Origin of the sequence: Streptococcus sp. oral taxon 431 (assembly GCF_023115445.1) — a bacterium.
Classification (GTDB): domain Bacteria; phylum Bacillota; class Bacilli; order Lactobacillales; family Streptococcaceae; genus Streptococcus.
Genome location: NZ_JALDUI010000002.1, coordinates 123,183 through 148,267 on the forward strand (window position 1 = coordinate 123,183; position 25,085 = coordinate 148,267).

Here is a 25,085-nt window from a genome sequence, read left to right on the forward strand (position 1 = left end):
GGGACAGTCTGAAAAGAAGACGAACACCTAAATTTCATTTTTGAGATTGAGACTTGTCAGAAGAATAGCTATCAGAGAAAGACCTACGAAAAGTATCCAAGTCAACTGTATATCCCATACCGCCACCAGTGAAAAACAGGCCGTCCCCACTGGTATAGATAGAGTAAACAACAAACCTAAAAAATTACTGGTACGAGAGAGAACCTCTGGAGCAAGATTTTTCATGAGCAGAGCACTAATTTTAGGGGAAATTTTACCAGAGATATACATGGTAAAAAAGACGAAAAGCATCCCGAGCAAGACTTGGTTTAACAAATTAGATAGCCCAACTAGACTGGCTCCTAATGTAACCCACATCATCAATCTAGGCAGAGATTGCTTCCCAAAATAGTCATTTCCCGTAAGACTACTGATGATAACTGCTAATAAGGTAATCAATTGTAAGATAAACAAGGCATCCTTGTAGGAAAAATTCAGTAAGGAATGATTTAAAAGGAAGATGTTATAGATACCACCTAAGGCACCACCCAAAGCATTGATAAGCAAGATAGCAAAGAGCATAAAACCAAAGTTTTTCTGTCCACTTTTAAGAAAAACGAGACGTAAGTTTCGATAAATCGTTAAAAATTGATCTTTGATAGAAAGTTTCTCATTTTTCAGTGATTTACTATCAACAAGTGGAGTTGATAAGCTTAATTCAGCCCTTCCTAAAAAGAGAATGAGAGCTGACACTAGGAAAAATATGGCATTGATTCCCGCTACGAGCGAAAAGTTCTGTGTTGACACCCCTAATAGCCAAACTCCAAAAGCTTGGCCGCCAATAGCAGAAATATAGGTAATAAACTGGGAAAAGGAATAGGCCTCCATCAAATCTGGCTCTGCTACTTTTTCTTTAACGAGAGGCATTCGCAAGCCACCAGCAAAATCACTAGCTACATCACTAATGACATTGATGAGACAAAGGGTCGAAAAGGCAAAGAAACTAGCTTGCTGAACAACTAGGGCTGCTAGAAAAAATAAAACCGCCTGAAATAAACCGACATAGGTCATCCATTTGACCTTGTCCTTGGTATAATCTGCCCGAATGCCCACAAAAACTGTAAAAAGAGTTGGAAGCATCATCACAACATTCGCCATAGCAACGGCAACAGAAGCCTCTGGCAAAGTTGAGGCATAGACCACAAACACTAAATTAAAAATGGAAGCTCCAAAAGCATTGAAAAATCGTGATAAACTCAAAACTCTGTAAGCTTGATTTCTTAGTAATAGTTTCATATAGATTCCTCTCTTTCTCACATACTACTTTTATGGTAGCTCTAGTATAGCATCAAGAATCTTACGAGAAGACATTTTTGAATATATGCAACAGACTAAACGAACAACGAAAATGATAGAATTTGTCTAATGTTAATAAGTATCTTCATAGCCCTATCGTTTCAACTTAATTTATCTAGTTGCAGATACTCAACACTTTATAGCGCTTCTATAATAATCTGCAGATTTGCTACAACCAATCATCTCGAAAATACGGACAGCGTCCTCCATTTTTCTCTGCCCTTCCTCCGCTCTTCCTTGCCTACTATCAAGCAAACCTTCTGCCCATAGGTAGACTATTCGAAAATAGGTTTCATTTTCTTCAAAGAAGTTCTTTTCAATTTGTTTTTTGAAATAGAGGGCATTGGTAAAATCATCAACTTCAATACAGGCCATAAAAGCATTGAGGATCAGGGTGTGCATCATATTTCGATTTTTTCCAACTCCTTGCAAGAAATCTGACTTCCGCAACATTTCCCGAGTATACTTTGTCAAAAGCTGGACTGATAAAAGAGGAGAGCAGGAAGAAAAGAACGAAAGTTCATAGAGCCCCCAAATTTCAACAGAAAATAGATGATCATGTAGGACTCTTTCTTCCTCAGAGGTCAATGTAACCGTCTCATCAATGGCTTTCATATAGGATTTTATCAAAATAGCTTTGAGAATGTGTTCTTGTTTATCCTTTGAAAAAGGAAGTTGTTGATACTCTCTCTGGTATAGAGTCCGCAAAGATGTTAAATCTTGTGGGTCTATAGCCTCAAAGATTCTGTTTCTAAATTCAGAATAGGCATCCTGATGAAAACCTCTCGCCAAAAATAATAATTCTTCCATACTCGTATGAATATTCTCCAAAGCTGTGATTAACTTTGGAGCAGATATTTCACTCTGACCATTTTCAAAACGTGATAATAAGGATGCTGAAAAGCGTCCACCTGTTGCTTTTCTCAAGGAGATTTTTCTAGATTCTCGTAACTCTTTAAAAACTTTTCCTAAATTCTTCATCCTCTTACCACTCGTCTTTTATTTTTTCCTATTTTACCACATTTCCTAATAAATACTAGTTCCAAACCAGCATTTACAATCTGAGCCAGGCATGATACAATGAATAACATCAGATATACGAAGGAGAACTTATGAAAAAGAATATCTTAACAACCCTTGTAGCTGCTCTTGTTTACTTTCTCTGTATCGGAGTGGGGGTTCTACTAGGGAACCTTGTCGACCACACTGGAAATATGTTTTACGCCCCTGCCTTTTCTGCTCTTGTGGGTGGTAGCGTCTATATGATCCTTTTAGAAAAAGTGCCTCGTTTTGGAGCGATTACTACGACTGGACTTGTAATTTCTCTATTTTTCCTCGGGAGCAAGCATGGTGCTGGAGCCTTTCTGCCAGGAATTATCTGCGGACTTGTGGCAGATGGCATCGCTCACCTAGGACATTACAAGGATAAGTTCAAGAACCTTCTTTCCTTCCTAGTTTTTGCTTTTGGTACTACTGGTCCCATCCTACTCATGTGGGTGACCCCTCAAGCCTATATCGCAACTCTAGTAGCTCGTGGAAAATCTCAGGACTATATTGATCGCATCATGGTTGCTCCTAACCCTGGTACTATCCTTCTCTTTGTAGCAAGCGTCCTTATCGGTGCTCTACTCGGTGCCTTGATCGGACAAGCCCTTAGTAAGAAATTAACACATAAACAGTAACAAAAAAGCTCCTTGTCTCTAATATTTATTTGAGACAAGGGGCTTTTTTAATGAAATATTTAAAATTCACTGTAAATAAATTCTTGGATGTTTGAAAAATCTGTGACAAGAGAATAAATCACGATGCTTAAAATAACCGTGTAGAAAAACAAGGTCCACAATAGTAAACGTTGTGTGTCAGTTAGTTTCATTTGCAAATTTGTAAAGTTCTTTTTCAACTTCCATCCATCCTTTCACCCCAACGTGCATCACGTCAAATAAAAAGTAATCTTCATACTCTTTATTTCCATAGTTTAACACAGTAGCACCATGGCTTTGGGCAACATTTTCTATTTTTTTGTAAGTTTCTTCACGCATTTCTCGTGAAACACCTGTGTAATCATTCCACTTACCATTTACTGGGAGTATAATAACTTCAACTTCAATTCCCAATTCCTTAGCAACTGTCAAGAAGAGTTCCATATCTGAATACTCTGGTGACTCCAGGTAGCTCAAATCTTTATTAGAATCTTTTAATGAAGCATAGCGATCTTTCAAATAAGTATTGTAGTAGTTGTTATCCACAGCATAATCATTATTGTCTGTTTTCTTTTTAACTTCTGCTACAAACTGATCTGTCAGCTGCTCCCAATTATAGTCAGGTGTTTTATCCCCTAATGAAGGATAATCTGATTTGGCATGATTTTCATAGAATTTTCGTTTAAGCTTAAAGGAATAAACCGCATTGTCAAGTTCCAATAATTTTTTATCAATGATTGTCCCTTTTCCATCTATGAAATAACTTTTATACTTTTTATAGACATCGTTCTGTTGTTTATTCCCTTTGGTAATCTCAATAATGCGATTGATTAGTTTTTCTTTGGTTTCCTTACTGATTTTCTCATTATCTAGCATGTGGAAAATATGTTCCTGAGAAGCCTTATTTAAAAAAGCATCTTGATGAGTCCCATCCTTTTCGAACCATTGAACAGACTCTACAATGGCTACTTTTCGCTTACTCATAGCCCCCTCAATCGAGCTCAAGGTTGTAGCTTGAATGATATTTTGAGAATAACTAGTTCCTATCTGCATGATATTAAAATCATTGTAGTTAAAAATTTTATTGGGATGGTAATCCTCATTTATCGTCGCAACTAACTCTGAGGAACCCAGTAGAACTAGTGTGTTGGGAGTGATATTATTTGTTAGAATATCTCTACTTTTATACTTTTCATAAGAAGTGCTGTAGCGAATACTATTGTCCTTGACTTTATAATAATCATCAACCTTCTTAACATATGTCACATTTAAAAGGGCAAGTGTCGCAATTACGAGCACAAGCGATAGTAAAAATGCTTTTAACTTAATCATCTCGTTTTGTCCAATCTCCTTGATTTAGCAGATTTCTTTAAATTTCTTTATCTACTTAAAATTGTCCTGATTATCTTATAAGGTTCACCTGAAAAGATAAAGAAACCAACCATAACTAAATTCATGGTCACAAACCAACTTATTAGCTTGTACCAAGTTTTATTTTTATGTTTCTTATAAAAAGTGCTTTTCTTTTGATAAATTTCAAATCCAGACATCAAGATTCCATGGTAAAAACCATAAGCGATGTAGCTGATACTAATTCCATGCCAAAATCCCATGACCAGCATATTGACCATATAGGCATAGGCTGCATTGTGCAATCTATTCTTAAACCATTTTTTTCTGATAACCTGCATCAAAACTCTTGAAAATACAAAATCTCTCAACCAAGTTGACAAGGTAATGTGCCATCTAGTCCAGAAATCCTTGATATCAACACTCAAGAAAGGTTTATTGAAATTCATCGGTGTCTGAATGCCCAAAATATTACTGCTCCCAACAGCCATCAAACTATAACCCGCAAAGTCAAAGAACAGATAGAATGTATACAAGTACATATATTTGAGTGAGTAGACAACTGTACCAGTATTGCTTAGAGCAAGTAGCATCTGGTAAACATAGGTTGATAGAACCACCTTGTAGAGAAGGCCTAGAACAATGCGATAAATACCATCACCTGCTAACTCTAGGTAGTCTTTTCTAGGCATGACTTCATTGATCTCTTTTAGAAATCTTCTGCTACGATCGATTGGTCCCGAACTAACTGTAGGGAAAAAGAGTAGAAACTGAAGATAATCTTTTACACTGATTTTTTCTTTGATTAAACCATCCGATATTTCCAGCATGATTTGGATAGTTTTAAAGGACATATAAGAAATCCCAATAAAAGCCAACAAATGTAGCTGGGTTATGGCAAAGACTTTATTGACTACTAAAGGTAAAATGGATAACATAACCAGTGGTTTCAACCGTTTTGAATCCATTTTTTGTGCTATGAAAACTAGGACATATTGGTAGATGATGAAAGCCAATAGATAAACAACCATGACTTTACTCTTACCATAGATGGCTCCTGCAAATAAAATTGACAGACTTAAAATATAATAATCCTTACGCTTGCCAAAATAGTTTAAAATAAAACCAATCAATAAGACTACAAACAATAGAAGGAAAAACTCATTCCCCTCAAAATAATTCATACTAGCCAAACTCCTTTATCATTTCATAATTCTCTACAGATAGATTACTACCTTAGTCATATCGAAATATGCTTTCTCATTATACCATACTTCCAAAGGTTTATTCCACTTGAATAACAAATATAGTTTATAAAAAGAGCCACACGGCTCTCAGTAGGTAGACAAGCCCTTTCGGTAATTAAAGGAGCTTAGTTACTACATCTTGAAAACTCTTAGAAATGCTGAAACATGCTATTTTTAAGAGTTTTTTTATTTTCTCTAATAAAAGAAAAAGATTGAAGAAAATTGTCCACAACGGACTTTTTCTTCAATCTGAGAGCCACTTAGCTCTTTTTTTATTTATGACTTAATTTCTTGGTCAAGAAGTCTCCCAAGAACTGAATTGTAAAGATAATCAGGATAATGATGAGAGTCGCAAGGACTGTCACATCATGATTGAAACGGTTAAATCCATAGGCGATAGCTACGTTACCGATACCACCTGCTCCGACCGCTCCCGCCATAGCTGTTTCACCAACTAGTGAGATCAAGGTCACAGTTGTCACACGGATCAAGTCTGGTAGACCTTCTGATAGGTAAACACCTACGATGTCCCAGAAAGTAGCTCCGCTAGCTTGAGCTGCCTCGATGACACCACCATCTAGCTCTGCCAATACCACCTGTACCTGACGAGCAAAGAAGGCAAAGACTGCAAAAGATAGGGGTACAATAGCCGCATTTGGTCCGATACTTGTCCCTACGATTAGATGAGAGAAGGGTGACAAGACAGCCAAGAGAATGATAAATGGCACCGCACGGAAGATAGAGGTAATCTTGTCTAAAATCCAGAAAACAACTTTATTTTCCAAGACACCACCTGGAGCTGTCAAGACAAGGAAAAGCCCTGCAACCAGCCCTAGGAAACCTCCGATGAGGAAGGAAAGAACCGTCATATAAAGAGTCAAGTAGATTGCCGTTCCCCAGCCAGCCTGACCAGACCAACCCATCTTGTAGACGTTTGGTAAGTATGCTTTAATCAATTCTGCCATCTTACTGTCCTCCCTTCAATACTTTTAGTTGCACACCTGCCTGACGGATGGCATCTTGAGCGCTTGTCAAGGCTTCTTTTTCCCCTGACAGAACAACCACAAGTTCACCGACAGGAGTGCCGTCCAAAATTTCAATATTTCCATAAAGAATATTGGCTGTTACTTGGTAATGTTTGTACAATTCATTCAAAAGCGGCTCATCTGTAGAAGCGCCTGCATACTTGAGTTGTACCAAAATGCTGTTTTCAGATAAGTGCTCTACAATTTCTTGTTTCTCAATCTTGACCATAGCTTCATCGATACCTGTCGCAGTCGAGATAAAGTCCTGAGTCAATGGCTGCTTAGGATCTGAGAAGATTTCAAGAACGCTACCTTCTTCAATCAAGCGGCCATCCTGCATCACTGCCACACGGTTAGCAATATCTTTGACAATCTGCATCTCGTGTGTAATCAAGACAATGGTCAAACCTAGTTTACGGTTCAATTCTTGCAAGAGTGACAAGATTTGTTTCGTTGTCTTTGGATCAAGAGCTGAAGTTGACTCGTCTGAAATCAAGATTTTTGGATCATTGGCCAAGGCACGCGCAATAGCCACACGTTGTTTTTGACCTCCAGATAGTTGTGAAGGATAGTTTTCGGCACGGTCAGCCAAGCCCACCAAGTCGAGCAATTTAGCTACTTTAGCCTTCTTTTCTTCCTTGCTGAGCCCAGAGTGTTTGAGGGCAAAGGCTACGTTTTCCTCTGCTGTCTTTTGGCTCATGAGGTTGAAATGCTGGAAAATCATTCCAATATCTTGACGTTTACGACGCAACTGCTCTGCCGTCAAGGTCACCTTGCCATCAAAAATCACATCGTCATCAATAGTAATTTTGCCTGCAGATGGTTTTTGCAAGAGGTTAATCACCCGCACAAGGGTTGATTTCCCTGCTCCAGAATATCCAACGATTCCATAGATATCCCCTTCTTGGATGTGAATGGTCACATCCTTGACCGCTGTGATAGTTCTCTTCTTTTGGTGAAAAGTCACATCGATCTGATCTAACTTGATAATATCTCTACTCATAGCTTCTAATCAGCTCCTCTACTAATTCAATATGGGTGTAATAATCGGCGATTCGCACGTTTTCATCTCCACCGTGATCTCGGCTATTGGCATTTCCTAGACCAAAGGCAACCATAGGTACTTCTAAAGCATCAAAGACCGTATGCATAGGTCCTGTCCCAGCTGTAGTCGGCAAGACTGATACGCCCTGTGGATAGAATTTCTTGGCTAACTCAATAACATTGAGAATAGATGGTGCACTCATATCGCTTCGATAACTCATCTCACCCAAGGTATAGTATAATTCTACCTTATCAAAGCCGTTTTTGTCTAGTTGTTTCCGGATTTTATCCAAAACATCATGCGGGTCCAATCCAGGAACCAAACGAACTTCTAGCTTGGCACTAGCCTCTGCTGGTAGAATCGTTTTAACTCCTTGCCCCTGATAACCAGACTGAATTCCTTCGATATTGAGTGCTGGTTCAAAGAAGAAACGCTTTAGAAAGGCTGTACGTTCCTCTTGTAAAAGTGGCAATTCCAAGCCATAAATCTGGCTGATTTCTTCTGGATTGCGTTGAGCATAGGTTTCAACCAAGGCTAACTCACGTTCGTTAGGCTCTTGGACCTCATCGTACAAGCCCTCAACTAAAATACGTCCATCTGCAGCTCGCAAACTGGTCAAGGCTTGAATCAGATACCATGGAGCTGACTCTACAATGCCGCCATAGCTAGAGTGGATATCCACATCGGCACTCTTGACCTTAGCATCAAAGGTTACAATTCCTTTGTTCCCACCAGAGATTTCTAGCTGTTCCAAGGCATTTTTGGTCCCTTGTTCCCAGACCAATAAATCTGCACCACGAAGCTTGTCCGCATGTTTTTCTAAATATTTGTCCAAGTCCATAGAGGCAGACTCTTCAGCTCCTTCCATGATGAAACTGATATTGACTGGTAGATCATCATGATGCTGCATGTATTTTCTAAGAGCACTCAAGCGGGCAGTGATATGTCCCTTGTCATCATCAACCCCGCGTCCATACATGATGCCATCACGGACAGAAAGCGTAAATGGATCCTCTGTCCAGACTTGGTCGCCATCCGCAGGTACGGTGTCATAGTGGTTGTAGAAAATGATAGTCTTGGCATTTGGGCGTGAACTTTTAAAATGCGCCATGACAAAGGGTGCCGTATAACTCTCATCAATCTCGACCTCTGCACCTACACGCTTGAAGATCTCGCCTAGATAACGAGCCACCTCTTTAAGGCCGACTTGTTGGGCAAAGACTGATTTTTTAGAAATCAAGGTCCGCAAAACTTCAAAGTAATGTTGCGCTACATGATCCTTTTCAAACTTTTCAATTTGTTCTTCTTGGCTAGGGAAAACCATTTTCTCTCTACCTTTCTACTAGGACTTGTACCTTTGGAATCAATACAAGTGGATGTTCCTTTTCTTTAGTCTCTATATAAAAGCAAGAGGTGGAAAAAATCTCTCCCACCTCCCTGTGTTTATTACCAAACTGGTTGATCCAAGCCGTCTGAAGTTTCTTCGATGACTTTTTTCACTTCATCAGTATGGTAAGCTGCGATAATTTTCTTGATTGCATCAGCTTTAGGTGATGATTCCCAATCTTTTTTCGCAACGATGATGTTGTACCATTGTTTTGAGTTTTCGTCAGCTTGCTCTTTAAAGAGTGCTTTCTTGTAGTCCAATTTTGCTTCTGTAACAAAAGTGTTGTTGACAACAGCCGCATCAACGGATGATAATGAACGAGCTGTTTGACTTGCGTCTAATTCAGTGATTTTCAAGTTCTTTGGATTTTCTGTGATGTTTGCGATTGTCGCAAGCGCAGTTCCTGAAACGTCCAATTTGATCAAACCAGCTGATTGAAGAAGGTAAAGAGCACGACTTTCGTTAGTAGCATCGTTAGGTACAGCGATTTCTCCGTTTGCTGGGATTTCTTCCACTTTAGTGTACTTGTTTTCTTCTCCGTTTTTACCTGAGTAAAGGCGGATTGGTGAGATATAAGTATCTGCAATCGCTACAAGGTCTTTACCGTTTTCTTTGTTCCAGTTGTTCAAGAAGTTGTAGTGTTGGAAAGCGTTCAAGTCTACTTCACCATCAGCAGTTGCTTTATTTGGTTGTGAGTAGTCTGTAAACTCTGTGAATTCCAATTTAATTCCGTCTTTTTCAACCAATTCTTGAACTTTGTCCCAGCGTGCTTCTTCTGAACCGCTACGGTTAACAGTCGCAATTTTAACTGTAGTTGCATTGTCTGCTTTCTTTTCTGAATTTCCGCAAGCTGCAAGTGCAAGGCCTGCTACTGTAGCGATAGCTGCTACGCCTAACCATTTTTTGATTTTCATGATTCGTTCTCCTTTAAAAATAATACTGTAATAGTATCTCATACTTTATTTGATTTCGCAAATTGTTATTAGATAGGCAGACATATAGTTTTAAACTATATGTCTAAAAGTTACAAAATCATCCATCTACGAGAGAATGGATGATTTACAAACTTATTTGACATCAGCTTCTGCTGGGAGGTAAGAACCACCAAAGAATTGTTGAGATAATTTTTCAAGAGTTCCGTCTTTGTATAGTTCTTGGATGCGTTTATCAACAAATGATTTCAATTCATCTTGACCTTTTGCAAGAAGTGGGTAAACGTAAGGTTGTTGGTCGCTTGGAAGTTCAATGACTTTCAAGTTGTCCAAGCCTTGGTTTTTGATAACTGTTTCTACACCGATTTTATCAAAAATCTTGTAGTCGAATTGTCCGTCGCTCAAACGTCCCATGATTTGTTGGAAGTCAGCTTTTGTGTAGTTAAGGACAGTTGGGTTATCTGCGTGTTGTTTGTTGTATTCTTCCAATTGTTTAGCTGATGTTGTTCCTTGAACGACTTCAGTAGATTTTCCACCGATATCATCAAGCGACTTGATACTGTTATCATCTTTCTTAACTACGAGAACGTTAGGGTTTTTAGCAGTTGGTGCTGCGTAAAGGTACTTTTCTGCACGTTCTTTAGTGTAGCTGATGTTGTTAACTGCCATTTGGTAACGATCAGCATCAAGACCTGCAAAGATACCTGACCATTCTGTCTTTTCAAACTTGACAGTATACTTGTCTGAGTCTTTAAAGATAGCGCGAACAACCTCAATCTCAAAACCAGTCAACTCACCGTTTTCTTCATAGTTAAATGGTTTTGGTGACGCGTTAGTTGCTACGACGATTTCTTTCTTATCAGATGTTGCTTCACCAGATGCTGCCTCTTTCTTTTCACCACCTGAGCAAGCTGCCAATACACCTGCGGCTACAAGTCCTAGGGCAGCAAGTGATGAATACTTAACGATTTTTTTCATGATATTTCCTCCAAAATAGAATACAATCTTATCTTAACAGAAAAAAAGGAATTACGCTATTATATGATTTCTATATTTGTGATAGGTTTTCTTTATGGCTGATTAAAAGACCAAACGTAGGACTGCTATCAAGACCACCCCAAAGAGAACAGTCCCTACCAGATTGCGATAGCGAAAGGCTACAAAAGCCGTTGGAAAGACTGCTAAAAAGTCTAACCACTTTATCTGCGGGAAACTTCCAACTTTTCCTGTCACCACGCTTGATAAAATCAAGGCAAAGATAATAGAAACTGGTAGAAATTTCAAAAAGCGCTCGACAATAGGCGGCAGACCCTTGTACTTGGCTAGGATGAAAGGAATCATTCTTGGAATCCAAGTCACCAAACCAGAAAAGACGATTGCCATTAAAATATACTTACTGACCATCCAAGACCACCCCCATGGTACAACCTAGCAAGGTCGCAAACAAGACAGCTAATGACTGAGACACCACCGTCAAGAGCAAAAAGAAAGATACAGCTACAACTGCTAAAATTATGAAGAGATTGCGCAAAGAAATCCGTTTTTGCATAATCTGAAACTGGGAAGTAAAAATCCCAATAAACATACCCACTAGGGCAAAATCTAAGCCAAAAATTTCTGGATTTGGTAGAAGTCCACCTAGAGCAGTTCCGACAACTGTTCCCACAAACCAAGCTACATAGCTGTTAAGGTTGTTCCCGTGCATCCACATAGGGTTAACCTTATCCGTATGCACCAACTCGCCCATCAAAACGCCGTAAGTCTCATCCGTCAAGAGACTAGACATACCAATATTTTGCCAGAGACTGGTATGACGGAAATAAGTCGATGCGTGCAAGCTCAACAAAAAGAGACGCAAATTAATCAAAAAGACCGTCATCGCAATAGCTGCTACAGGTGCTTGAACCGCAATCAGAGCCAACATGGCAAACTGGGCACTCCCAGCATAAACAAAGAGGCTCATCAAGCCCATCTCAACAGGTGTCACATAGGGCGCACCGATAATTCCACAGGCAAGGCCAATACTGACATAACCAAGGGCCGTTGGCATGGCTGCCTGCGCCCCCTCCCAAAATCCTTTTTCTTTCATCTTTCTCCTCATATTATCTTAATAAATGGGCTGAATCAGTTCCAGCCGCAACATGGACTATTATAACACATTCAGGAAAGAGAAAAAAGTCTGCTGATTGACAAGAACAGAAAAAGACTGGAAACCAGTCTCAAACATATATTATAGAAATTCTCCGCTAAATGTTTTCACGGATATTCAAGAGCATGACAAAGGAAACTAGAAGAAATAGCAATAAAACAAAGCTGACTGCCTGAGTTCCAAAGCTAGTAGCAATGGTTACCAAAGCTATTGTAAATAAGCTAGGTAAAACAACCGTAATGGCGCCGATAGAGGATTGAACTGCTCCCATTGACTCCTCAGGTATTTGTTTAAAAATGAGTTCCTGTAATCGAGGAGAGAGAATACCTGCAAAAAAGGCATCCAAGGCACTAAAGATAAGAATCCAGTCAAAACGAACTGCCACAAAACCAACTAAAAGGAGTAATTGGATAATAAGCGAGGCATATAGAGCTATTTTTATAGAAATCGTATTTTTCAGATAGCCACTTACAAGGCTTCCGACAATAAGGGCTGACAATTCCAGTGTTGATAACAAAGCGAGAGATTGACCAGTTTGTAAATTCAAAAAGGGCTGATTCCTCAAAAACAGAGTAGAAATAGGAACTGTAACATTTATCACTGCTTGACTAATAGAGATAATAAACAAAACCAAGAGCACCTTATTCATATTCCATATCAATTTCGATGATTGGACCAAATGCTGGCAAAAGGATTTTACAGAGAGCCCTTCTTGATAGCTAATAGTTTTTTCTACTTTCAAGAGGTCATTTTTTATGAAAAGAATACCTAAAAATGCGATTAAAAAGGTAAGAGCATTCAGTAAGGAAATAAACTGGATAGATAGAATAGCTAGTAAGACTCCTCCTAGAATATTACTGATTGTTTTCACTAAACTAACGGTTGACTGTTTAAATCCAATAGCTTCTGCCAGATGATCTTGCCCAATAATTCTAATGAAAATCGGAGTGAGCATGGCGCCTGAAAAATAACTCAATGTGTCAGACACGAGGTTAATCAGACAAATAAAGGCTACTAATAACAAGGAAAAGGGCTGCCCTGAAAACGATAAGGATACTATAGAGTAAAGCAAAAATTTTGCAAAACTAATGACTGTGTATTTCAAGACACGATGATGTTGAAAATCCGCCAAAACTCCCAGAAAGATTTGTAGAACTTGGGGCAGGGTTTCTGAAATCGTGATGAGTAAAATCGCCAAAGGGGCAAAAGATGCATCTGCCACATAATTCAAAAAGGCCAGATAAAAAATCGTATCCCCAAGCGTTGAAATCCACTGGTTGATAGTTAATTGCCTAAAATCTCTATTTTGAAGAAATACTTTCATCACAACTCCTTTTTAAATTCAAATGGGAATCTTTCCCCAAGAATATACCGCGATACTACTAACAACCAAAATTACAGTAACATCAAAATCTGACCAATACCATTGTAGACTATATGCAGTCCAATAGGCCAATAAATTGACTTTGTCATTCTAAATAAGACTGCAAATATAAGACCTCCACCCATATAGAAGACAAAGTCTGTCAAGACCCAACCGTGATTACTAATGTGCGAGACCCCAAATAAAACAGCGGAACCAAGTACATCTAGCCCCCATTTCTTTCCTTTTTCCAGAGCAGTCATCACTAATCCACGATAAATCATGTCTTCAAAAATGGGACCTGCAATCACAGGATAAAAGAAATACATCAAAAATGCCGTAGCTCCTGTAAAAGTAGGAGCAGCATGTTGATAAGAAATTTCATTTCGAGTAGGTGGGAAAAGAAAAAAGGTGACAAAATTCCAAGCAACAAAAGAAAGCAGAGCTAGGAAGGAATAGAAAAGATAGGATCTTTTAAACTTTCTATTGTTGATTTGTTGCCATTTCTCCGACCAAATCATAACAATCAGAGCAAATAAAACCACAAGAAAATTCAACATCATATCCGACAGATAATAAGTAAAGTCAGATAGACCAAGAGCAAAGTCGCTAGATAAAACCAGACCACTGAACTTCTGGTCAGCAATAACTAGTAGAAAAGCTATAATAAAGTAGTAGCGTGAGATTATCTTTTTCATCCTATTTTCTCCTATATTACGAAATAAAAAAAGCCCTAACCCAAACAAAGGCAAGGGCTTTAAATATCAATGACGACGATTAACAGTGGAAGAATCATGGTTAAAATATTTCTTCCAGAAATTAGTGATTGACCAAGGTGCTCCTAAGCTTACTCCAATTCCACCGCCTGGGTTAACCACAGTGTAGCCTCCTCTAACATCTTGCAACTCATCTTCTGTCAATTCCATTGTTTCTGCAAATTGTAAATTTAACATCTTTTATACTCCTTCAATTGTTTTCTTCTTGTAAACCACTTCTGCGACCTAGGATTTGCTTCAAATGTTTTACAAGGTCAGTATAACACAGAAATTGCCTTATTTTAGAAAATCGCATATTTGATATTTTTTCTTATAGAAATTTCAGATTTGCGATTTTGGTGGATTTGATTATTTCCCTGCTATAATAAAGTTATTACTAATGAGGAGGGAAGTCATATGAAGAAACAAGTTTTAAGATTATTGGCAATCATTGCTGAGATTATTATCATTTTCCCATTTCTAACTAATCGATAAGTTCTTTGTATTGTTGCAAACGCAATTCGAAGAGGGTTATCAATTGTGGATTTTCTAATACTTGCAGAGATTGGATAAAGTTTTCAATCTCTTTTTGATTGCTTCCTTTGGTTTGAAGAAAGACACTCATCTTCTTTAAAAATTGCCATAATAATTTCTCAAAAACATCATACGGACGCAGCATGCTCTCCAACTCGGCTTCAAAGATTGGAATATAGGAGAAAAGTTTGCGCTCCATGAGTTCTGATAAGATATTTAAGAGTCCTTGCTTCATATACAATCGATTATGTACCAACTCTTTAAATTCTTTGGACTTTTCAAGCAAAGAGGTTGATAAAAAAATCAGATCTTGGTTGCTCAAGAAGGGCATAGTATTGCAAAAAAGGTAGAGTTCAAACCAGGTCCAAGACTCAATAGCATAGAGGTAGGTGGTCAAAAATTCGCTATCCTCCTCTGCTAGGGGATAATTTTTATCTAAGGAATGAATGGCATCTTTGATTACAATAGCATTCAAACGACGATAGGTCTCTGCCATCTGTTCTTGCTCGACTTCCTCCAACAGTTGCTCTAAGCCAGCTATATCTTGGTGGGCAAAGCGATCCACAACCTTTCTACCAATTCGCATATGTGGAGATTCTTGATAGTTGTTGAGCTTGTGCCCAAACTCATCAAAATTCATATTGATCCCTTGGATGGCTAGTATGAGCTTATCCGCAGACAGCATAGACTGCCCTAGTTCAAACTTGGACAACTGAGAGGCTGTTAGACCATCACAAGCCACATCTGACTGCTTGAGCTTTCTCGCCAAGCGTAATTCCTTGTAAAATTCTCCCAATTCCATTCTCTCAATCATCTGACCACCTCCTATTCTGTATATATTATATCATTATTTACAATTATTTGTCAAAATATTCTGACATTTAAGAGGGCAAAAAAGCCAGCCTTAAGCTGACTCCTTATTCCATAGTATCAAAAGCAAGACTTGGTTTGGCATTGAGATCCAAGCTTGCAAAATTTTCTTTGTTCCACTCGCTGACGCTGGCATAGGCAATCATACCTGCATTGTCTCCGCAGAGGCGAAGTGGAGGGATGATGACCTTGACATCTGTAATTTCGGCTGCTAGGCGTTCTCTGAGACCTTTATTGGCTGCCACACCACCTGCCACAACTAGAGTTTTAACAGGGTATTTCTCCAAAGCATTCTTAGTTTTTGCCATAAGAATATCCAAGACAGCTGCTTGGAAGGACGCACACAAGTCCTCTGTGGACAAGCTTTCTCCCTTTTGCTCGGCATTGTGGTGAAGATTGATAAAGGCCGATTTCAAACCTGAGAATGAGAACTCCAGATTATCTTCCTTAATCATGGCACGAGGAAAATCATAAATATCCTGCCCCTGATGAGCCAACTTGTCTATCTCACGACCTGCAGGATAGGTCAAGCCCATGACACGGCCTACCTTATCATAGGCCTCCCCAACCGCATCATCTCGCGTTTCCCCAACAATCTTGTAATCACCAGCCTCAGAAACATAAACCAACTCTGTGTGTCCACCGCTGACCAAGAGGGCTAGCAAGGGAAACTCCAAAGGCTCCACACTTTGAGCTGCCATGAGGTGACCAGCCATGTGGTTAACAGGGATAAGTGGAAGTCCATGTGCCCAAGCAAAGGCCTTAGCAGCTGACAAGCCAACTAGTAAGGCTCCAACTAATCCTGGCCCATAGGTAACCGCAACAGCTGTCACGTCCTCTTCCGTAATTCCTGCTTCTGCCAGAGCTTCCTCGATACAGGCTGTAATGACCTCGACATGGTGACGACTGGCTACTTCTGGCACTACGCCCCCGAAACGTTTGTGACTCTCAATTTGACTAGCAATGACATTGGACAAGAGCTCATCGTCGTTTTTCAAGACGGCGACACTGGTCTCATCACAGGATGTCTCAAATGCTAAAATATATCTATCCTTCATCTATTTCTCTCTTCATGATAATGGCGTCCTCGACTGGGTCATGGTAGTAGGCCTTTCGCTCAGCGATGACTGCCATCTGTTCTTTCTTGTAAAATGCTTGCGCTCGATGATTTGACCTTCTGACTTCTAGGAAAATCTCCTTACCCGTCGGCAATTGAGCAAACAAGGCCGACGCAATTCCCTGACCCTGATAGTCTCCTTTAACAGCGATTTGCAAGACTTCTGCCTCGAAAATATTTTCCTGCACAGCTAGAAATCCAATCACTTCGGCCCCATCATAAGCTAGAGCGTACCAAGTCTGGTCTTGATCCAGGTCTGCTTGGATTTGTTCCAGCGTCCAAGGACTGACTGGGTAAACAGCTGCCATAACAGCGTAGATGGTTTGAGCCAAGTCAGGCTGCTGTTGGATTCGTTTGATTTCTATCATAGGCGTTTAATGTAAGACTCACCAGACTCTGTGTGGTTCTTAAGCCAGTTTTCCTCAGCCTCAACACGTTTGAGGTAATTCGGCACAAAATCATGTAAGGAGTCTGCTTTCTTGTCCCAGGCCAAAAGAGCTAGATTGGCTGCATTCGGCAAGGTTTCTTTGAAATTAGTCCTTGGCAAGTGTTCTTGAATCTGCTCAACAAAGGCTCCAACTTCTCCGACAAAGGTTACCTGACTAGCCCCCTTGATTAGCTCAATCACTCGCTCAAAAGGCAAGTGCGCTTCTGGCATGACAGGTTTGGCATTTTTATAAAATCCTGCATACACATTGTTGCGACGCGCATCCATCAAAGGGACAACCAAACCCTCCTGTTGGCTCGGTACCAGTGCCAAGAGGCTAGACATACCAACTAACTCAATATTCAGAGTATGAGCCAAGGTCTTGGCAGTTGCTACTGCGATTCGCAAACCTGTGTAGCTACCTGGCCCCTCTGCCACCACAATTCTATCCAAATCCTTGGGTGTCAAATCCAAACTTGCCATCAAAAAATCGATAGCAGGCATCAGAGTGATACTGTGATTTTTCTTGATATTAATAGTCGTCTCGGCAAGAAGCTGCTTGTCCTCTAAAATAGCAAGAGAAAGAGCCTTACTGGACGTATCAAAAGCTAATACTTTCATAACACATTCCTATCTTTTTGTCTGCTTACTATTATACTACAAAAGCTGACGCATGGGAATTTTCTTTGTCTTGAAACAAAAATGTCCTGCCAAATTGACAGGATAAGTACTTAAGTATTCAAGCCAAAGTAAAATACAAACCAGACCACATAAGTCACAAGGAGAAGGAAAAACGAATACAGAGTCACGAAGCCAATCTTCCAAAGGAATTTGGTTTTTCGATGCTCCAGCCAAGTATACAAAACATTCCCTCCGTAAACACAGGCAACAAAAATCATAAAAGCTACCAAACGAACTCCGATAGCAAAAGAAAATAAGTTATACATAGGGCAACCTCCTTGGTATAGAAACGTCTCTGCTAACTTTATTATAGCATTTGAATCCGAGGTCTTCAAATACTTATACAAGGCAAAATGAAACGTATTTCAAGCTCCTTACTTTCATGTTTCCTGCTTTTACTAATTCCCCTTTTTATGTTATAATTGAGATAATTGTAACGAATCAAGGTCAATAAAGACAAAAAATGAACTGGAATCAAACCAGCTTCAAACTGAGCATTTTTGAATATAGCTGACCTGAAAGCAGAAAGGAAACATATGATTTACAAAGTTTTTTATCAAGAAACAAAAGACCGCAGCCCACGTCGTGAAACAACACGCTCACTCTACTTGGACATCGATGCTAGTTCAGAACTTGAAGGACGTATCGTTGCTCGCCAACTTGTAGAAGAAAACCGTCCAGAATATAATATCGAGTATATCGAACTCTTGTCTGACAAATTGCTAGACTACGAAAAAGAAACTGGCGCATTCGAAATTACGGAGTTCTAATATGGCCTACACTCTTAAACCAGAAGAAGTCGGCGTTTTTGCCATTGGTGGTCTAGGAGAAATCGGAAAAAACACATATGGTATCGAATATCAAGATGAAATCATCATCGTTGATGCAGGGATTAAATTCCCTGAGGATGACCTACTTGGTATCGACTACGTTATCCCTGATTACTCTTATATTGTAGAAAATATCGACCGCGTCAAGGCTCTCTTGATTACACACGGACACGAGGACCATATCGGAGGGATTCCTTTCTTGCTCAAGCAAGCAAACATCCCTATCTATGCTGGTCCACTGGCCCTTGCCTTAATCCGTGGAAAACTCGAAGAGCATGGACTTTTGCGCAATGCTACACTTCACGAAATCAACCACAACACGGAGTTGACCTTTAAAAACCTTAAAGCAACTTTCTTTAGAACTACTCACTCTATCCCAGAACCATTGGGAATCGTCATCCATACCCCTCAAGGGAAAATCGTTTGTACGGGAGACTTCAAGTTTGACTTTACACCAGTTGGTGAACCTGCAGACTTGCACCGTATGGCAGCCCTAGGTGAAGATGGAGTGCTTTGCTTACTCTCTGACTCGACCAATGCTGAAGTGCCAACCTTTACAAACTCTGAAAAGGTTGTCGGCCAGTCAATCATGAAGATTATCCAAGGCATCGAAGGACGTATCATCTTTGCATCCTTTGCCTCAAATATCTTCCGTCTCCAGCAAGCAACGGAAGCCGCTGTCAAGACTGGGCGTAAGATCGCTGTCTTTGGTCGCTCTATGGAAAAGGCCATTGTCAACGGAATCGAGCTTGGCTACATCAAAGCTCCTAAGGGAACCTTTATCGAACCAAATGAAATCAAAGACTATCCTGCGGGTGAGGTTCTGATTCTCTGTACAGGTAGTCAGGGCGAGCCCATGGCAGCCCTCTCTCGTATCGCTAACGGAACTCACCGTCAAGTGCAACTCCAACCTGGCGATACTGTTATCTTCTCATCTAGTCCAATTCCAGGAAACACCACTAGCGTTAACAAATTGATTAACATCATTTCTGAAGCTGGTGTTGAAGTAATCCATGGTAAGATTAACAACATCCATACATCTGGACACGGTGGTCAGCAAGAGCAAAAACTTATGCTCCGCTTGATTAAGCCAAAATACTTCATGCCTGTTCACGGTGAATACCGCATGCAGAAAGTTCACGCTGGGCTAGCGGTGGATACTGGCGTAGAGAAGGACAATATCTTTATCATGAGCAATGGTGATGTGCTTGCCCTCACTGCAAATTCTGCCCGCATCGCTGGTCATTTCAACGCTCAGGATATCTATGTCGATGGAAATCGTATCGGTGAAATCGGCGCTGCTGTCCTCAAAGATCGTCGTGATTTATCTGAAGACGGTGTCGTTCTAGCTGTCGCAACCGTTGACTTCAAGTCTCAGATGATTCTATCTGGACCAGATATTCTCAGCCGTGGATTTGTCTACATGAGAGAGTCTGGCGACTTGATTCGCCAAAGCCAACGTATCCTTTTCAATGCTATTCGTATCGCATTGAAAAACAAAGATGCCAGCATCCAATCTGTCAATGGCGCCATCGTAAACGCTATTCGACCATTCCTTTATGAAAATACCGAACGTGAACCAATTATCATTCCGATGATTCTCACACCAGATGAAGAATCATAACCACCCGTCTAACGGGTGGTTTGCACCAGGGCTATAAGCCCAAATTACCAGCCAGCGCCTAAAGACGCTGGCTTTCACGTTGTTCAAGCCTTATTGCATTTGACTCGTCACAAGCCTCTCAAAGAGGCAGATGTACTACTTGCCACTATCCCTAAAGGGATCTTCATATTCTTTTACACTCAACTTATCTAAAGCAATATCTTTTCGCTCTTGTTCCTGAATGTATTTCTTTATTGTGGCTTATTGAGGTCAACTGTACTCACATAATATCCCTCTACCCAAAAATGTCGATTTCCAAACTTATATTTCAGATTTGCGTGTTTATCGAACATCATTAGAGCGCTTTTACCTTTTAAATATCCCATGAAACTTGAAATACTAATTCTAGGTGGAATACTTACAAACATATGAACATGATCTGGCATTAAATGGCCCTCGATAATCTCAACACCTTTATAACTACATAATCTATGGAATATTTCTCCCAAACTACTTCGATATTGATTATAGATCTCTTTTCGTCTATACTTAGGGGTGAACACAATGTGATATTTACACATCCATTTTATGTGTGATAAACTATGTGCTTTTTGAGCCATATTTTTCTCCTTTCGCTTTACAATTGGCTTGAACACCTTTATTGTATCGCGTTTGGAGTTTTTTGGTATAACCTTCGATGCGCACCCGCATAGCGGGTGGTTTTTTTGTCTCGCACCTAACGGAGCGAGACGGACTGAAAGTCACATAATAAGAAAAAATTCTCTGAAGTCCTATGTCTTCAGAGAATTTTTGTTATTTCACAACAAGTTGTGCCAAGTATTTTTCTTTAATCAACTAGTCTATAAATCCTATCGCTCTCACCGACGCTTGGTCTCAATAGCTTTTTTCACCAAAATCTGTTGATAAGCTTCCATATCTCCGTGTTCCAATGCTTCTTCTTCATGAATGGATAATCGCCATTTATAAGCCTGAATTTCCTTATCCAATAACTCCTGAGGTGCCCCAATCAGATTCAAAATAGTCAGACGCTCTTCAATACTTTTTAACGGATAAACATCTGCAAGATTAACTGTTCTCGTCACACTTGTGGAGCGTTTTCTATGAATATAAATGGCTTTATTCATATAGGCAATCTTATCTGCTTGAAGATAAACCTTATAGGTCGTATAATCGTCTTCTACCTTCTGATCCGTTGGATAGACAATATCCTTGAAAAGCTCCGCTTTATAGAGTTTTGCCCACGGAACAGTAAAACATTGACTAAGATTATGTTTTCCGTCATATTGATGATGGAACCAATCAAAAGGGCTATACACTTGTTCAAAATAGTTATCTGCACCTACATGGATTAGAAAACTTCCCTGATCTTCAATAAACTGAGTGAAATTACCAATTGCAATATCTGCATCCGTTTTTTTCAATAAATCATAAAGGCTTTGGATATGGTCTAACTCTAGCCAATCATCATTATCCACAAAGACAATGTAATCACCTGTCACAGCTTCCAAGGCACGATTACGACTGGGAAGCAACTCCTCCATTTGGCTTATGGTAAACTTTAACACGCGCATCTTGATTCTTATATCGTTGACAAATAGCTGCTGAACCATCCGTTGAGCCATCATTGATTAAAATAACTTCAAGATTTTGATAAGTTTGTTGAAGAATGCTATCTAAACATTTTCAAGATAGGCCTCTGACATATAAACAGGAACGATAACACTTATTTTTTCAATTTTTAGTCTAAGTGCTTCAAATATCGCTGGATTGATACAATCATATTCTCTTAGCCACAAACTCTTGATTATATTTCTTCCATACTAAGTTGATGATTGAAATACAAATTGTCAGCAAGTGAAATACTAAGATAAACGCTATATAGTTATGGATATCTTTATCTAGGAAGATCTACTCTAAAGCTTTCACGATACTTCCTTTATTTATCCATCATTTAAAAAAGTAACTTCAACTCTTCCCTGATCGCTAAGTACGGATTCATCTTTTGTTTATCATAAGCAGATTGATATTTTTCTGGATTTACAAGTTGAGATAATTCGTCAATCATCTCTGCTACACCATCCCTTGGAAACACATGGTCAGTAGCATAAAACTCTGGCTGGTGACACGTTTCCTTAAAAGCATAAAGGATCATGCCATTTTCAAGAGCTGTACGGCTACCATCAAGTATTTCCTGCGCATGAGAAATATCCAGATAAATGCTACACGTTTGTAAAAGTTTCTCATATATCTCTCTAGACAGGCCTGGGTAAAGATGAACATTTGCATGACAATCCAGATCTAATAAACGCCCTCCCATTACTGTTAGCGCAGCAATATGAAATTCAAAATTCGGTAGGGCAGATACAAGGACTTCAATTTGCTCTAGTTCTTGCGTATCTGTCAAAATTAAAATATGCGGACGAAACTCCCTAAAGGCGCCAAGAAAGGTTGGTAGATAAATCAGGGGAAGATTCATATTGTCTGTTTTTAATTTCAAATCTCGAGTCAGTAGTTTCCCACAACGATCTTTTAGATACGAAATATCTTCCGTGGAAAACTCTTCTCTCATATAAAATACTAACTGATTAGATGAGAGGTTAGGCATTTCCCTAAGCAAGTTTATATCTGATAACACTATGCAATCACCTGTAGATAATTGTTTATCTAAAACCAGTTTTCTTGCTTCATCAATTGAAGGAAGCCCCTGTTCCTGACCGTTTGCTTCTCGATAAAGTGCACGATCATGAGATGAAAAAAGATAGAGTTGTTCTTGACTTTCCTGACCATAAATGTCTATCTCTTTTTTCCCACCACTCCAAATTTCTCTATGAAAACAAGTTCCCGATAAATCGTAATGATCTCTTGCACAACAAACACCTTTGTTATCATACCATTCGACTAACTCCACCATTTGTGGCCACTGAGGATAACAGAAAATCTTCCCTTTTTTATTTCCTTCCGCTACGATATCACCTGTAGAAAGAACCTCCCAAAATCGAGGTAAGGGAAGTTGAGTCATGTGTAAGGGACTTGAATTTTCATGATTAGAAAAAAAACTAGTAAAAATATTGTTAATCGTTAATGGTTTCAGATCCATCCCCATGAGTTCTAAATCTTTTTTTAGGCGATCGTCATCTGAAGACCATTCCCTCGTCAGATAATAATACATCATTGCTTTTTTATTCCCATTCTCTAGTCAAAAATTCATACCATTGTTTTGTTATGCAGTCTGATAAATATTCTTCAGCCAAGCGGTAAGAGCCTTCCCTCAGCTGTTTGATTTGTTTGAAGGCTTTCTCTAAAGCTTTTGTTAAATCAACCACAATTTCCTCATCCGAACGAGCAGCAAAAGGAACTAAATAACCATTTTTACCCTCTTGAATAAAGGTCTGATTTCCATATGGTACATCTAAACCAACAAGAGCTTGTCCAGAACCAATTGCTTCTAATAAAGTTATACCAAAAGTTTCCCATTCCGAGGTAGCCAAATAAAGTTCATACTCTTTGAAACGGTTTGAAATTGTCTGATGCCCCTTAAGATGGATATAATTTTGTGCTCCTAGATTGGCAATCTCTGCTTCAATATCCTGCCATAGCATCCCTTGCCCATAGATATCTAAGTTGACGTCTGGAAAAATTTCATGAAAAGCAACGATGGCTTTGATTGCTAAGTCTAACCGTTTTCGGCGTTCAAACCGCACGGCAATCATCACAGAATAAGGTTTTCGTTCATCAGCTAATTGCAACTGTTCTAGGGCAGCTACTGGAAGAACGCGAACTTGACCAGTTTTCCCTAGTAATGCTAAATGTTTTTCCAATTCATCCTTCTGTGATTGCGTTGATACTAAAATATCATCAAATTCCTCGGCATATTGAAAAAGGTGATAGTATTCAGAATTGATCTGATCTCCCCAATAATGAATAGAGTGCACAACACAGGATAATCTTGCTTCTCCTTTTAAACGTAAAAGAGGTGATGTGAAGGGAAGATTCTCTAGACGATCAATAAATACATGATCCTCTTTACTAAACTGCAACTCTGATAAGGCTCGCTCTAAAAATTCAGACTCACTATAGAACCACTCCGATCCACACCGATAAACTGCTTCAGTATCCTCACCTGGTTCTTTCTTAATCTCTTCAAAGGCTATGGAACCATCTCTATTATGAAACAGTCGGCGAACAACTCTAGCTACTATACCAAATCCAGCATCCACTGCTGTAAAAAATTCTGTGAACAGCTTTTTCTTACCATAATGTTCTCTACGAAGTAAACGACCAAATACATAATAATCTACATAATCCACATAATCCGGTTTTAGACTGTTTTTATGTAGAATGGTAGTCACACCATCTTGTTCTTGAAAAATCACTTCACAATTATTTTCCTTATATTCAGCAGTCAGGTGTAAGAGCTGCTTCATATCATCTATACGGATCCCCAAGCTCATATCACGCTGATCTGTCAACAACATATGTGCTAATAGGATTTCTTCCTCAAGATGACCCAAAGAAAGGTAATAGTCCCATTTAAATCGAGGAGGGACCTGTGTAAAAACAAAACTGGCAGGAAGGTCCAAGTCGCGAAAAACCTTCCCACGATATGCTTGAGCAACATCTACACCATTTGGTTCTAAACCCACCATAAGATTAAAAGTGTAAAGCATTCTTTAACTCCAAACTAAACTCTAATCACAAGCATCAAAGCATGGAC

Annotated in this window: 24 protein-coding genes and 2 pseudogenes; 3 read left to right on the forward strand and 23 right to left on the reverse strand. The window is 39.4% G+C overall.

Annotation, left to right across the window (positions count from 1 at the left end; genetic code table 11):
• Positions 1 to 27: 27 nt before the first annotated feature.
• Together M1R56_RS02460 and M1R56_RS02465 are read right to left on the reverse strand one after the other, a co-directional pair.
• The gene (locus M1R56_RS02460; RefSeq protein WP_248034483.1) at positions 28 to 1,275 is read right to left on the reverse strand and encodes a transporter; all 1,248 of its coding nucleotides are present in this window, start codon (positions 1,273 to 1,275) and stop codon (positions 28 to 30) included.
• A 189-nt stretch (positions 1,276 to 1,464) separates the two neighbouring features.
• Entirely contained in the window at positions 1,465 to 2,316 is an 852-nt protein-coding gene (locus M1R56_RS02465; protein ID WP_248034484.1) for an Rgg/GadR/MutR family transcriptional regulator, read from the reverse strand.
• Positions 2,317 to 2,447: 131 nt separating this feature from the next.
• On the opposite strand from M1R56_RS02465, the gene M1R56_RS02470 reads away from it, so the two are divergent.
• Positions 2,448 to 3,017 carry an MptD family putative ECF transporter S component gene (locus M1R56_RS02470; RefSeq protein ID WP_248034485.1) on the forward strand — a complete coding sequence of 190 codons (570 nt, stop codon included), beginning with the start codon at positions 2,448 to 2,450 and terminating at the stop codon, positions 3,015 to 3,017.
• Positions 3,018 to 3,194: 177 nt separating this feature from the next.
• Here M1R56_RS02470 and dltD read toward each other — a convergent pair whose 3' ends face one another.
• The 17 genes from dltD to M1R56_RS02555 all read right to left on the reverse strand — a co-directional run bounded on the left by dltD (position 3,195) and on the right by M1R56_RS02555 (position 18,183).
• On the reverse strand, positions 3,195 to 4,367 hold the full coding sequence (gene dltD / locus M1R56_RS02475; RefSeq protein ID WP_248034486.1) for a D-alanyl-lipoteichoic acid biosynthesis protein DltD: 1,173 nt from the start codon (positions 4,365 to 4,367) through the stop codon (positions 3,195 to 3,197).
• A 47-nt stretch (positions 4,368 to 4,414) separates the two neighbouring features.
• Positions 4,415 to 5,569 (reverse strand): D-alanyl-lipoteichoic acid biosynthesis protein DltB, encoded by a 1,155-nt coding sequence (gene dltB, locus M1R56_RS02480; RefSeq protein ID WP_248034487.1) that lies wholly within the window; start codon positions 5,567 to 5,569, stop codon positions 4,415 to 4,417.
• Positions 5,570 to 5,904: 335 nt separating this feature from the next.
• Positions 5,905 to 6,597: a methionine ABC transporter permease gene (locus tag M1R56_RS02485; RefSeq protein ID WP_000818851.1), complete on the reverse strand. Its 693-nt coding sequence runs from the start codon at positions 6,595 to 6,597 to the stop codon at positions 5,905 to 5,907.
• 1 nt (position 6,598) lies between these two features.
• On the reverse strand, positions 6,599 to 7,660 hold the full coding sequence (locus M1R56_RS02490) for a methionine ABC transporter ATP-binding protein (protein ID WP_248034488.1): 1,062 nt from the start codon (positions 7,658 to 7,660) through the stop codon (positions 6,599 to 6,601).
• The gene (locus M1R56_RS02495; RefSeq protein WP_000231835.1) at positions 7,653 to 9,026 is read right to left on the reverse strand and encodes a M20/M25/M40 family metallo-hydrolase; all 1,374 of its coding nucleotides are present in this window, start codon (positions 9,024 to 9,026) and stop codon (positions 7,653 to 7,655) included. Before M1R56_RS02495 ends, M1R56_RS02490 begins: the two co-directional genes overlap by 8 nt.
• A gap of 122 nt (positions 9,027 to 9,148) precedes the next feature.
• The gene (locus tag M1R56_RS02500) at positions 9,149 to 10,003 is read right to left on the reverse strand and encodes a MetQ/NlpA family ABC transporter substrate-binding protein (RefSeq protein ID WP_060955091.1); all 855 of its coding nucleotides are present in this window, start codon (positions 10,001 to 10,003) and stop codon (positions 9,149 to 9,151) included.
• Between the two features lie 153 nt (positions 10,004 to 10,156).
• Entirely contained in the window at positions 10,157 to 10,999 is an 843-nt protein-coding gene (locus M1R56_RS02505) for an amino acid ABC transporter substrate-binding protein (RefSeq protein WP_248034489.1), read from the reverse strand.
• A gap of 102 nt (positions 11,000 to 11,101) precedes the next feature.
• Positions 11,102 to 11,425 carry an AzlD domain-containing protein gene (locus M1R56_RS02510; protein WP_248034490.1) on the reverse strand — a complete coding sequence of 108 codons (324 nt, stop codon included), beginning with the start codon at positions 11,423 to 11,425 and terminating at the stop codon, positions 11,102 to 11,104.
• Positions 11,415 to 12,110: an AzlC family ABC transporter permease gene (locus M1R56_RS02515; protein WP_248034491.1), complete on the reverse strand. Its 696-nt coding sequence runs from the start codon at positions 12,108 to 12,110 to the stop codon at positions 11,415 to 11,417. Before M1R56_RS02515 ends, M1R56_RS02510 begins: the two co-directional genes overlap by 11 nt.
• A gap of 157 nt (positions 12,111 to 12,267) precedes the next feature.
• Positions 12,268 to 13,494, reverse strand: a complete 1,227-nt coding sequence (locus M1R56_RS02520) for an MFS transporter (protein WP_181146570.1) — start codon at positions 13,492 to 13,494, stop codon at positions 12,268 to 12,270.
• Between the two features lie 71 nt (positions 13,495 to 13,565).
• Positions 13,566 to 14,231 (reverse strand): CPBP family intramembrane glutamic endopeptidase, encoded by a 666-nt coding sequence (locus tag M1R56_RS02525; RefSeq protein ID WP_000720893.1) that lies wholly within the window; start codon positions 14,229 to 14,231, stop codon positions 13,566 to 13,568.
• A gap of 66 nt (positions 14,232 to 14,297) precedes the next feature.
• Positions 14,298 to 14,486 carry a peptide pheromone VP1 gene (locus tag M1R56_RS02530; protein ID WP_000933481.1) on the reverse strand — a complete coding sequence of 63 codons (189 nt, stop codon included), beginning with the start codon at positions 14,484 to 14,486 and terminating at the stop codon, positions 14,298 to 14,300.
• Between the two features lie 286 nt (positions 14,487 to 14,772).
• On the reverse strand, positions 14,773 to 15,636 hold the full coding sequence (locus M1R56_RS02535) for an XRE/MutR family transcriptional regulator (RefSeq protein WP_248034492.1): 864 nt from the start codon (positions 15,634 to 15,636) through the stop codon (positions 14,773 to 14,775).
• A gap of 103 nt (positions 15,637 to 15,739) precedes the next feature.
• Complete coding sequence (tsaD, locus tag M1R56_RS02540) at positions 15,740 to 16,750, reverse strand: tRNA (adenosine(37)-N6)-threonylcarbamoyltransferase complex transferase subunit TsaD (protein WP_248034493.1); 1,011 nt, start codon at positions 16,748 to 16,750, stop codon at positions 15,740 to 15,742.
• A complete protein-coding gene (gene rimI / locus M1R56_RS02545; protein WP_248034494.1) occupies positions 16,740 to 17,177 on the reverse strand; it encodes a ribosomal protein S18-alanine N-acetyltransferase in 438 nt (145 codons plus the stop codon). The genes tsaD and rimI overlap by 11 nt, the downstream gene beginning before the upstream one ends.
• Complete coding sequence (tsaB, locus tag M1R56_RS02550) at positions 17,174 to 17,857, reverse strand: tRNA (adenosine(37)-N6)-threonylcarbamoyltransferase complex dimerization subunit type 1 TsaB (protein ID WP_248034495.1); 684 nt, start codon at positions 17,855 to 17,857, stop codon at positions 17,174 to 17,176. Before tsaB ends, rimI begins: the two co-directional genes overlap by 4 nt.
• A 110-nt stretch (positions 17,858 to 17,967) precedes the next feature.
• Positions 17,968 to 18,183: a hypothetical protein gene (locus M1R56_RS02555; protein WP_248034496.1), complete on the reverse strand. Its 216-nt coding sequence runs from the start codon at positions 18,181 to 18,183 to the stop codon at positions 17,968 to 17,970.
• Positions 18,184 to 18,453: 270 nt separating this feature from the next.
• Here M1R56_RS02555 and M1R56_RS02560 point away from each other — a divergent pair, with 270 nt between their 5' ends.
• Both M1R56_RS02560 and M1R56_RS02565 read left to right on the forward strand, forming a co-directional pair.
• On the forward strand, positions 18,454 to 18,687 hold the full coding sequence (locus M1R56_RS02560) for a DNA-dependent RNA polymerase subunit epsilon (RefSeq protein WP_248034497.1): 234 nt from the start codon (positions 18,454 to 18,456) through the stop codon (positions 18,685 to 18,687).
• A 1-nt stretch (position 18,688) separates the two neighbouring features.
• Entirely contained in the window at positions 18,689 to 20,371 is a 1,683-nt protein-coding gene (locus M1R56_RS02565) for a ribonuclease J (RefSeq protein WP_248034498.1), read from the forward strand.
• A 135-nt stretch (positions 20,372 to 20,506) separates the two neighbouring features.
• Here the strand turns inward: M1R56_RS02565 and tnpA are convergent.
• The 4 genes and pseudogenes from tnpA to M1R56_RS02585 all read right to left on the reverse strand — a co-directional run bounded on the left by tnpA (position 20,507) and on the right by M1R56_RS02585 (position 25,038).
• Positions 20,507 to 20,970: pseudogene (gene tnpA / locus M1R56_RS02570) on the reverse strand (IS200/IS605 family transposase).
• Positions 20,971 to 21,228: 258 nt separating this feature from the next.
• Positions 21,229 to 22,107: pseudogene (locus tag M1R56_RS02575) on the reverse strand (glycosyltransferase family 2 protein).
• Between the two features lie 215 nt (positions 22,108 to 22,322).
• Complete coding sequence (locus tag M1R56_RS02580) at positions 22,323 to 23,543, reverse strand: hypothetical protein (protein ID WP_248034499.1); 1,221 nt, start codon at positions 23,541 to 23,543, stop codon at positions 22,323 to 22,325.
• A 7-nt stretch (positions 23,544 to 23,550) separates the two neighbouring features.
• A complete protein-coding gene (locus M1R56_RS02585; RefSeq protein ID WP_248034500.1) occupies positions 23,551 to 25,038 on the reverse strand; it encodes a glycosyltransferase in 1,488 nt (495 codons plus the stop codon).
• Positions 25,039 to 25,085: the final 47 nt, after the last annotated feature.

Excerpts from the sequence above, each read along its gene's own strand:
- M1R56_RS02555 (WP_248034496.1), bottom strand. The coding sequence starts at position 18,183 with ATGTATAACTTATTTTCTTTTGCTATCGGAGTTCGTTTGGTAGCTTTT.
- M1R56_RS02510 (WP_248034490.1), bottom strand. The coding sequence starts at position 11,425 with ATGGTCAGTAAGTATATTTTAATGGCAATCGTCTTTTCTGGTTTGGTG.
- M1R56_RS02585 (WP_248034500.1), bottom strand. The coding sequence starts at position 25,038 with ATGCTTTACACTTTTAATCTTATGGTGGGTTTAGAACCAAATGGTGTA.
- M1R56_RS02535 (WP_248034492.1), bottom strand. The coding sequence starts at position 15,636 with ATGATTGAGAGAATGGAATTGGGAGAATTTTACAAGGAATTACGCTTG.
- M1R56_RS02525 (WP_000720893.1), bottom strand. The coding sequence starts at position 14,231 with ATGAAAAAGATAATCTCACGCTACTACTTTATTATAGCTTTTCTACTA.
- M1R56_RS02580 (WP_248034499.1), bottom strand. The coding sequence starts at position 23,543 with ATGATGTATTATTATCTGACGAGGGAATGGTCTTCAGATGACGATCGC.
- M1R56_RS02500 (WP_060955091.1), bottom strand. The coding sequence starts at position 10,003 with ATGAAAATCAAAAAATGGTTAGGCGTAGCAGCTATCGCTACAGTAGCA.
- tsaD (WP_248034493.1), bottom strand. The coding sequence starts at position 16,750 with ATGAAGGATAGATATATTTTAGCATTTGAGACATCCTGTGATGAGACC.
- M1R56_RS02565 (WP_248034498.1), top strand. The coding sequence starts at position 18,689 with ATGGCCTACACTCTTAAACCAGAAGAAGTCGGCGTTTTTGCCATTGGT.
- rimI (WP_248034494.1), bottom strand. The coding sequence starts at position 17,177 with ATGATAGAAATCAAACGAATCCAACAGCAGCCTGACTTGGCTCAAACC.
- M1R56_RS02490 (WP_248034488.1), bottom strand. The coding sequence starts at position 7,660 with ATGAGTAGAGATATTATCAAGTTAGATCAGATCGATGTGACTTTTCAC.
- M1R56_RS02465 (WP_248034484.1), bottom strand. The coding sequence starts at position 2,316 with ATGAAGAATTTAGGAAAAGTTTTTAAAGAGTTACGAGAATCTAGAAAA.
- dltB (WP_248034487.1), bottom strand. The coding sequence starts at position 5,569 with ATGAATTATTTTGAGGGGAATGAGTTTTTCCTTCTATTGTTTGTAGTC.
- M1R56_RS02485 (WP_000818851.1), bottom strand. The coding sequence starts at position 6,597 with ATGGCAGAATTGATTAAAGCATACTTACCAAACGTCTACAAGATGGGT.
- tsaB (WP_248034495.1), bottom strand. The coding sequence starts at position 17,857 with ATGAAAGTATTAGCTTTTGATACGTCCAGTAAGGCTCTTTCTCTTGCT.
- M1R56_RS02515 (WP_248034491.1), bottom strand. The coding sequence starts at position 12,110 with ATGAAAGAAAAAGGATTTTGGGAGGGGGCGCAGGCAGCCATGCCAACG.
- M1R56_RS02460 (WP_248034483.1), bottom strand. The coding sequence starts at position 1,275 with ATGAAACTATTACTAAGAAATCAAGCTTACAGAGTTTTGAGTTTATCA.
- dltD (WP_248034486.1), bottom strand. The coding sequence starts at position 4,367 with ATGATTAAGTTAAAAGCATTTTTACTATCGCTTGTGCTCGTAATTGCG.
- M1R56_RS02530 (WP_000933481.1), bottom strand. The coding sequence starts at position 14,486 with ATGTTAAATTTACAATTTGCAGAAACAATGGAATTGACAGAAGATGAG.
- M1R56_RS02495 (WP_000231835.1), bottom strand. The coding sequence starts at position 9,026 with ATGGTTTTCCCTAGCCAAGAAGAACAAATTGAAAAGTTTGAAAAGGAT.
- M1R56_RS02560 (WP_248034497.1), top strand. The coding sequence starts at position 18,454 with ATGATTTACAAAGTTTTTTATCAAGAAACAAAAGACCGCAGCCCACGT.
- M1R56_RS02470 (WP_248034485.1), top strand. The coding sequence starts at position 2,448 with ATGAAAAAGAATATCTTAACAACCCTTGTAGCTGCTCTTGTTTACTTT.
- M1R56_RS02505 (WP_248034489.1), bottom strand. The coding sequence starts at position 10,999 with ATGAAAAAAATCGTTAAGTATTCATCACTTGCTGCCCTAGGACTTGTA.
- M1R56_RS02520 (WP_181146570.1), bottom strand. The coding sequence starts at position 13,494 with ATGAAAGTATTTCTTCAAAATAGAGATTTTAGGCAATTAACTATCAAC.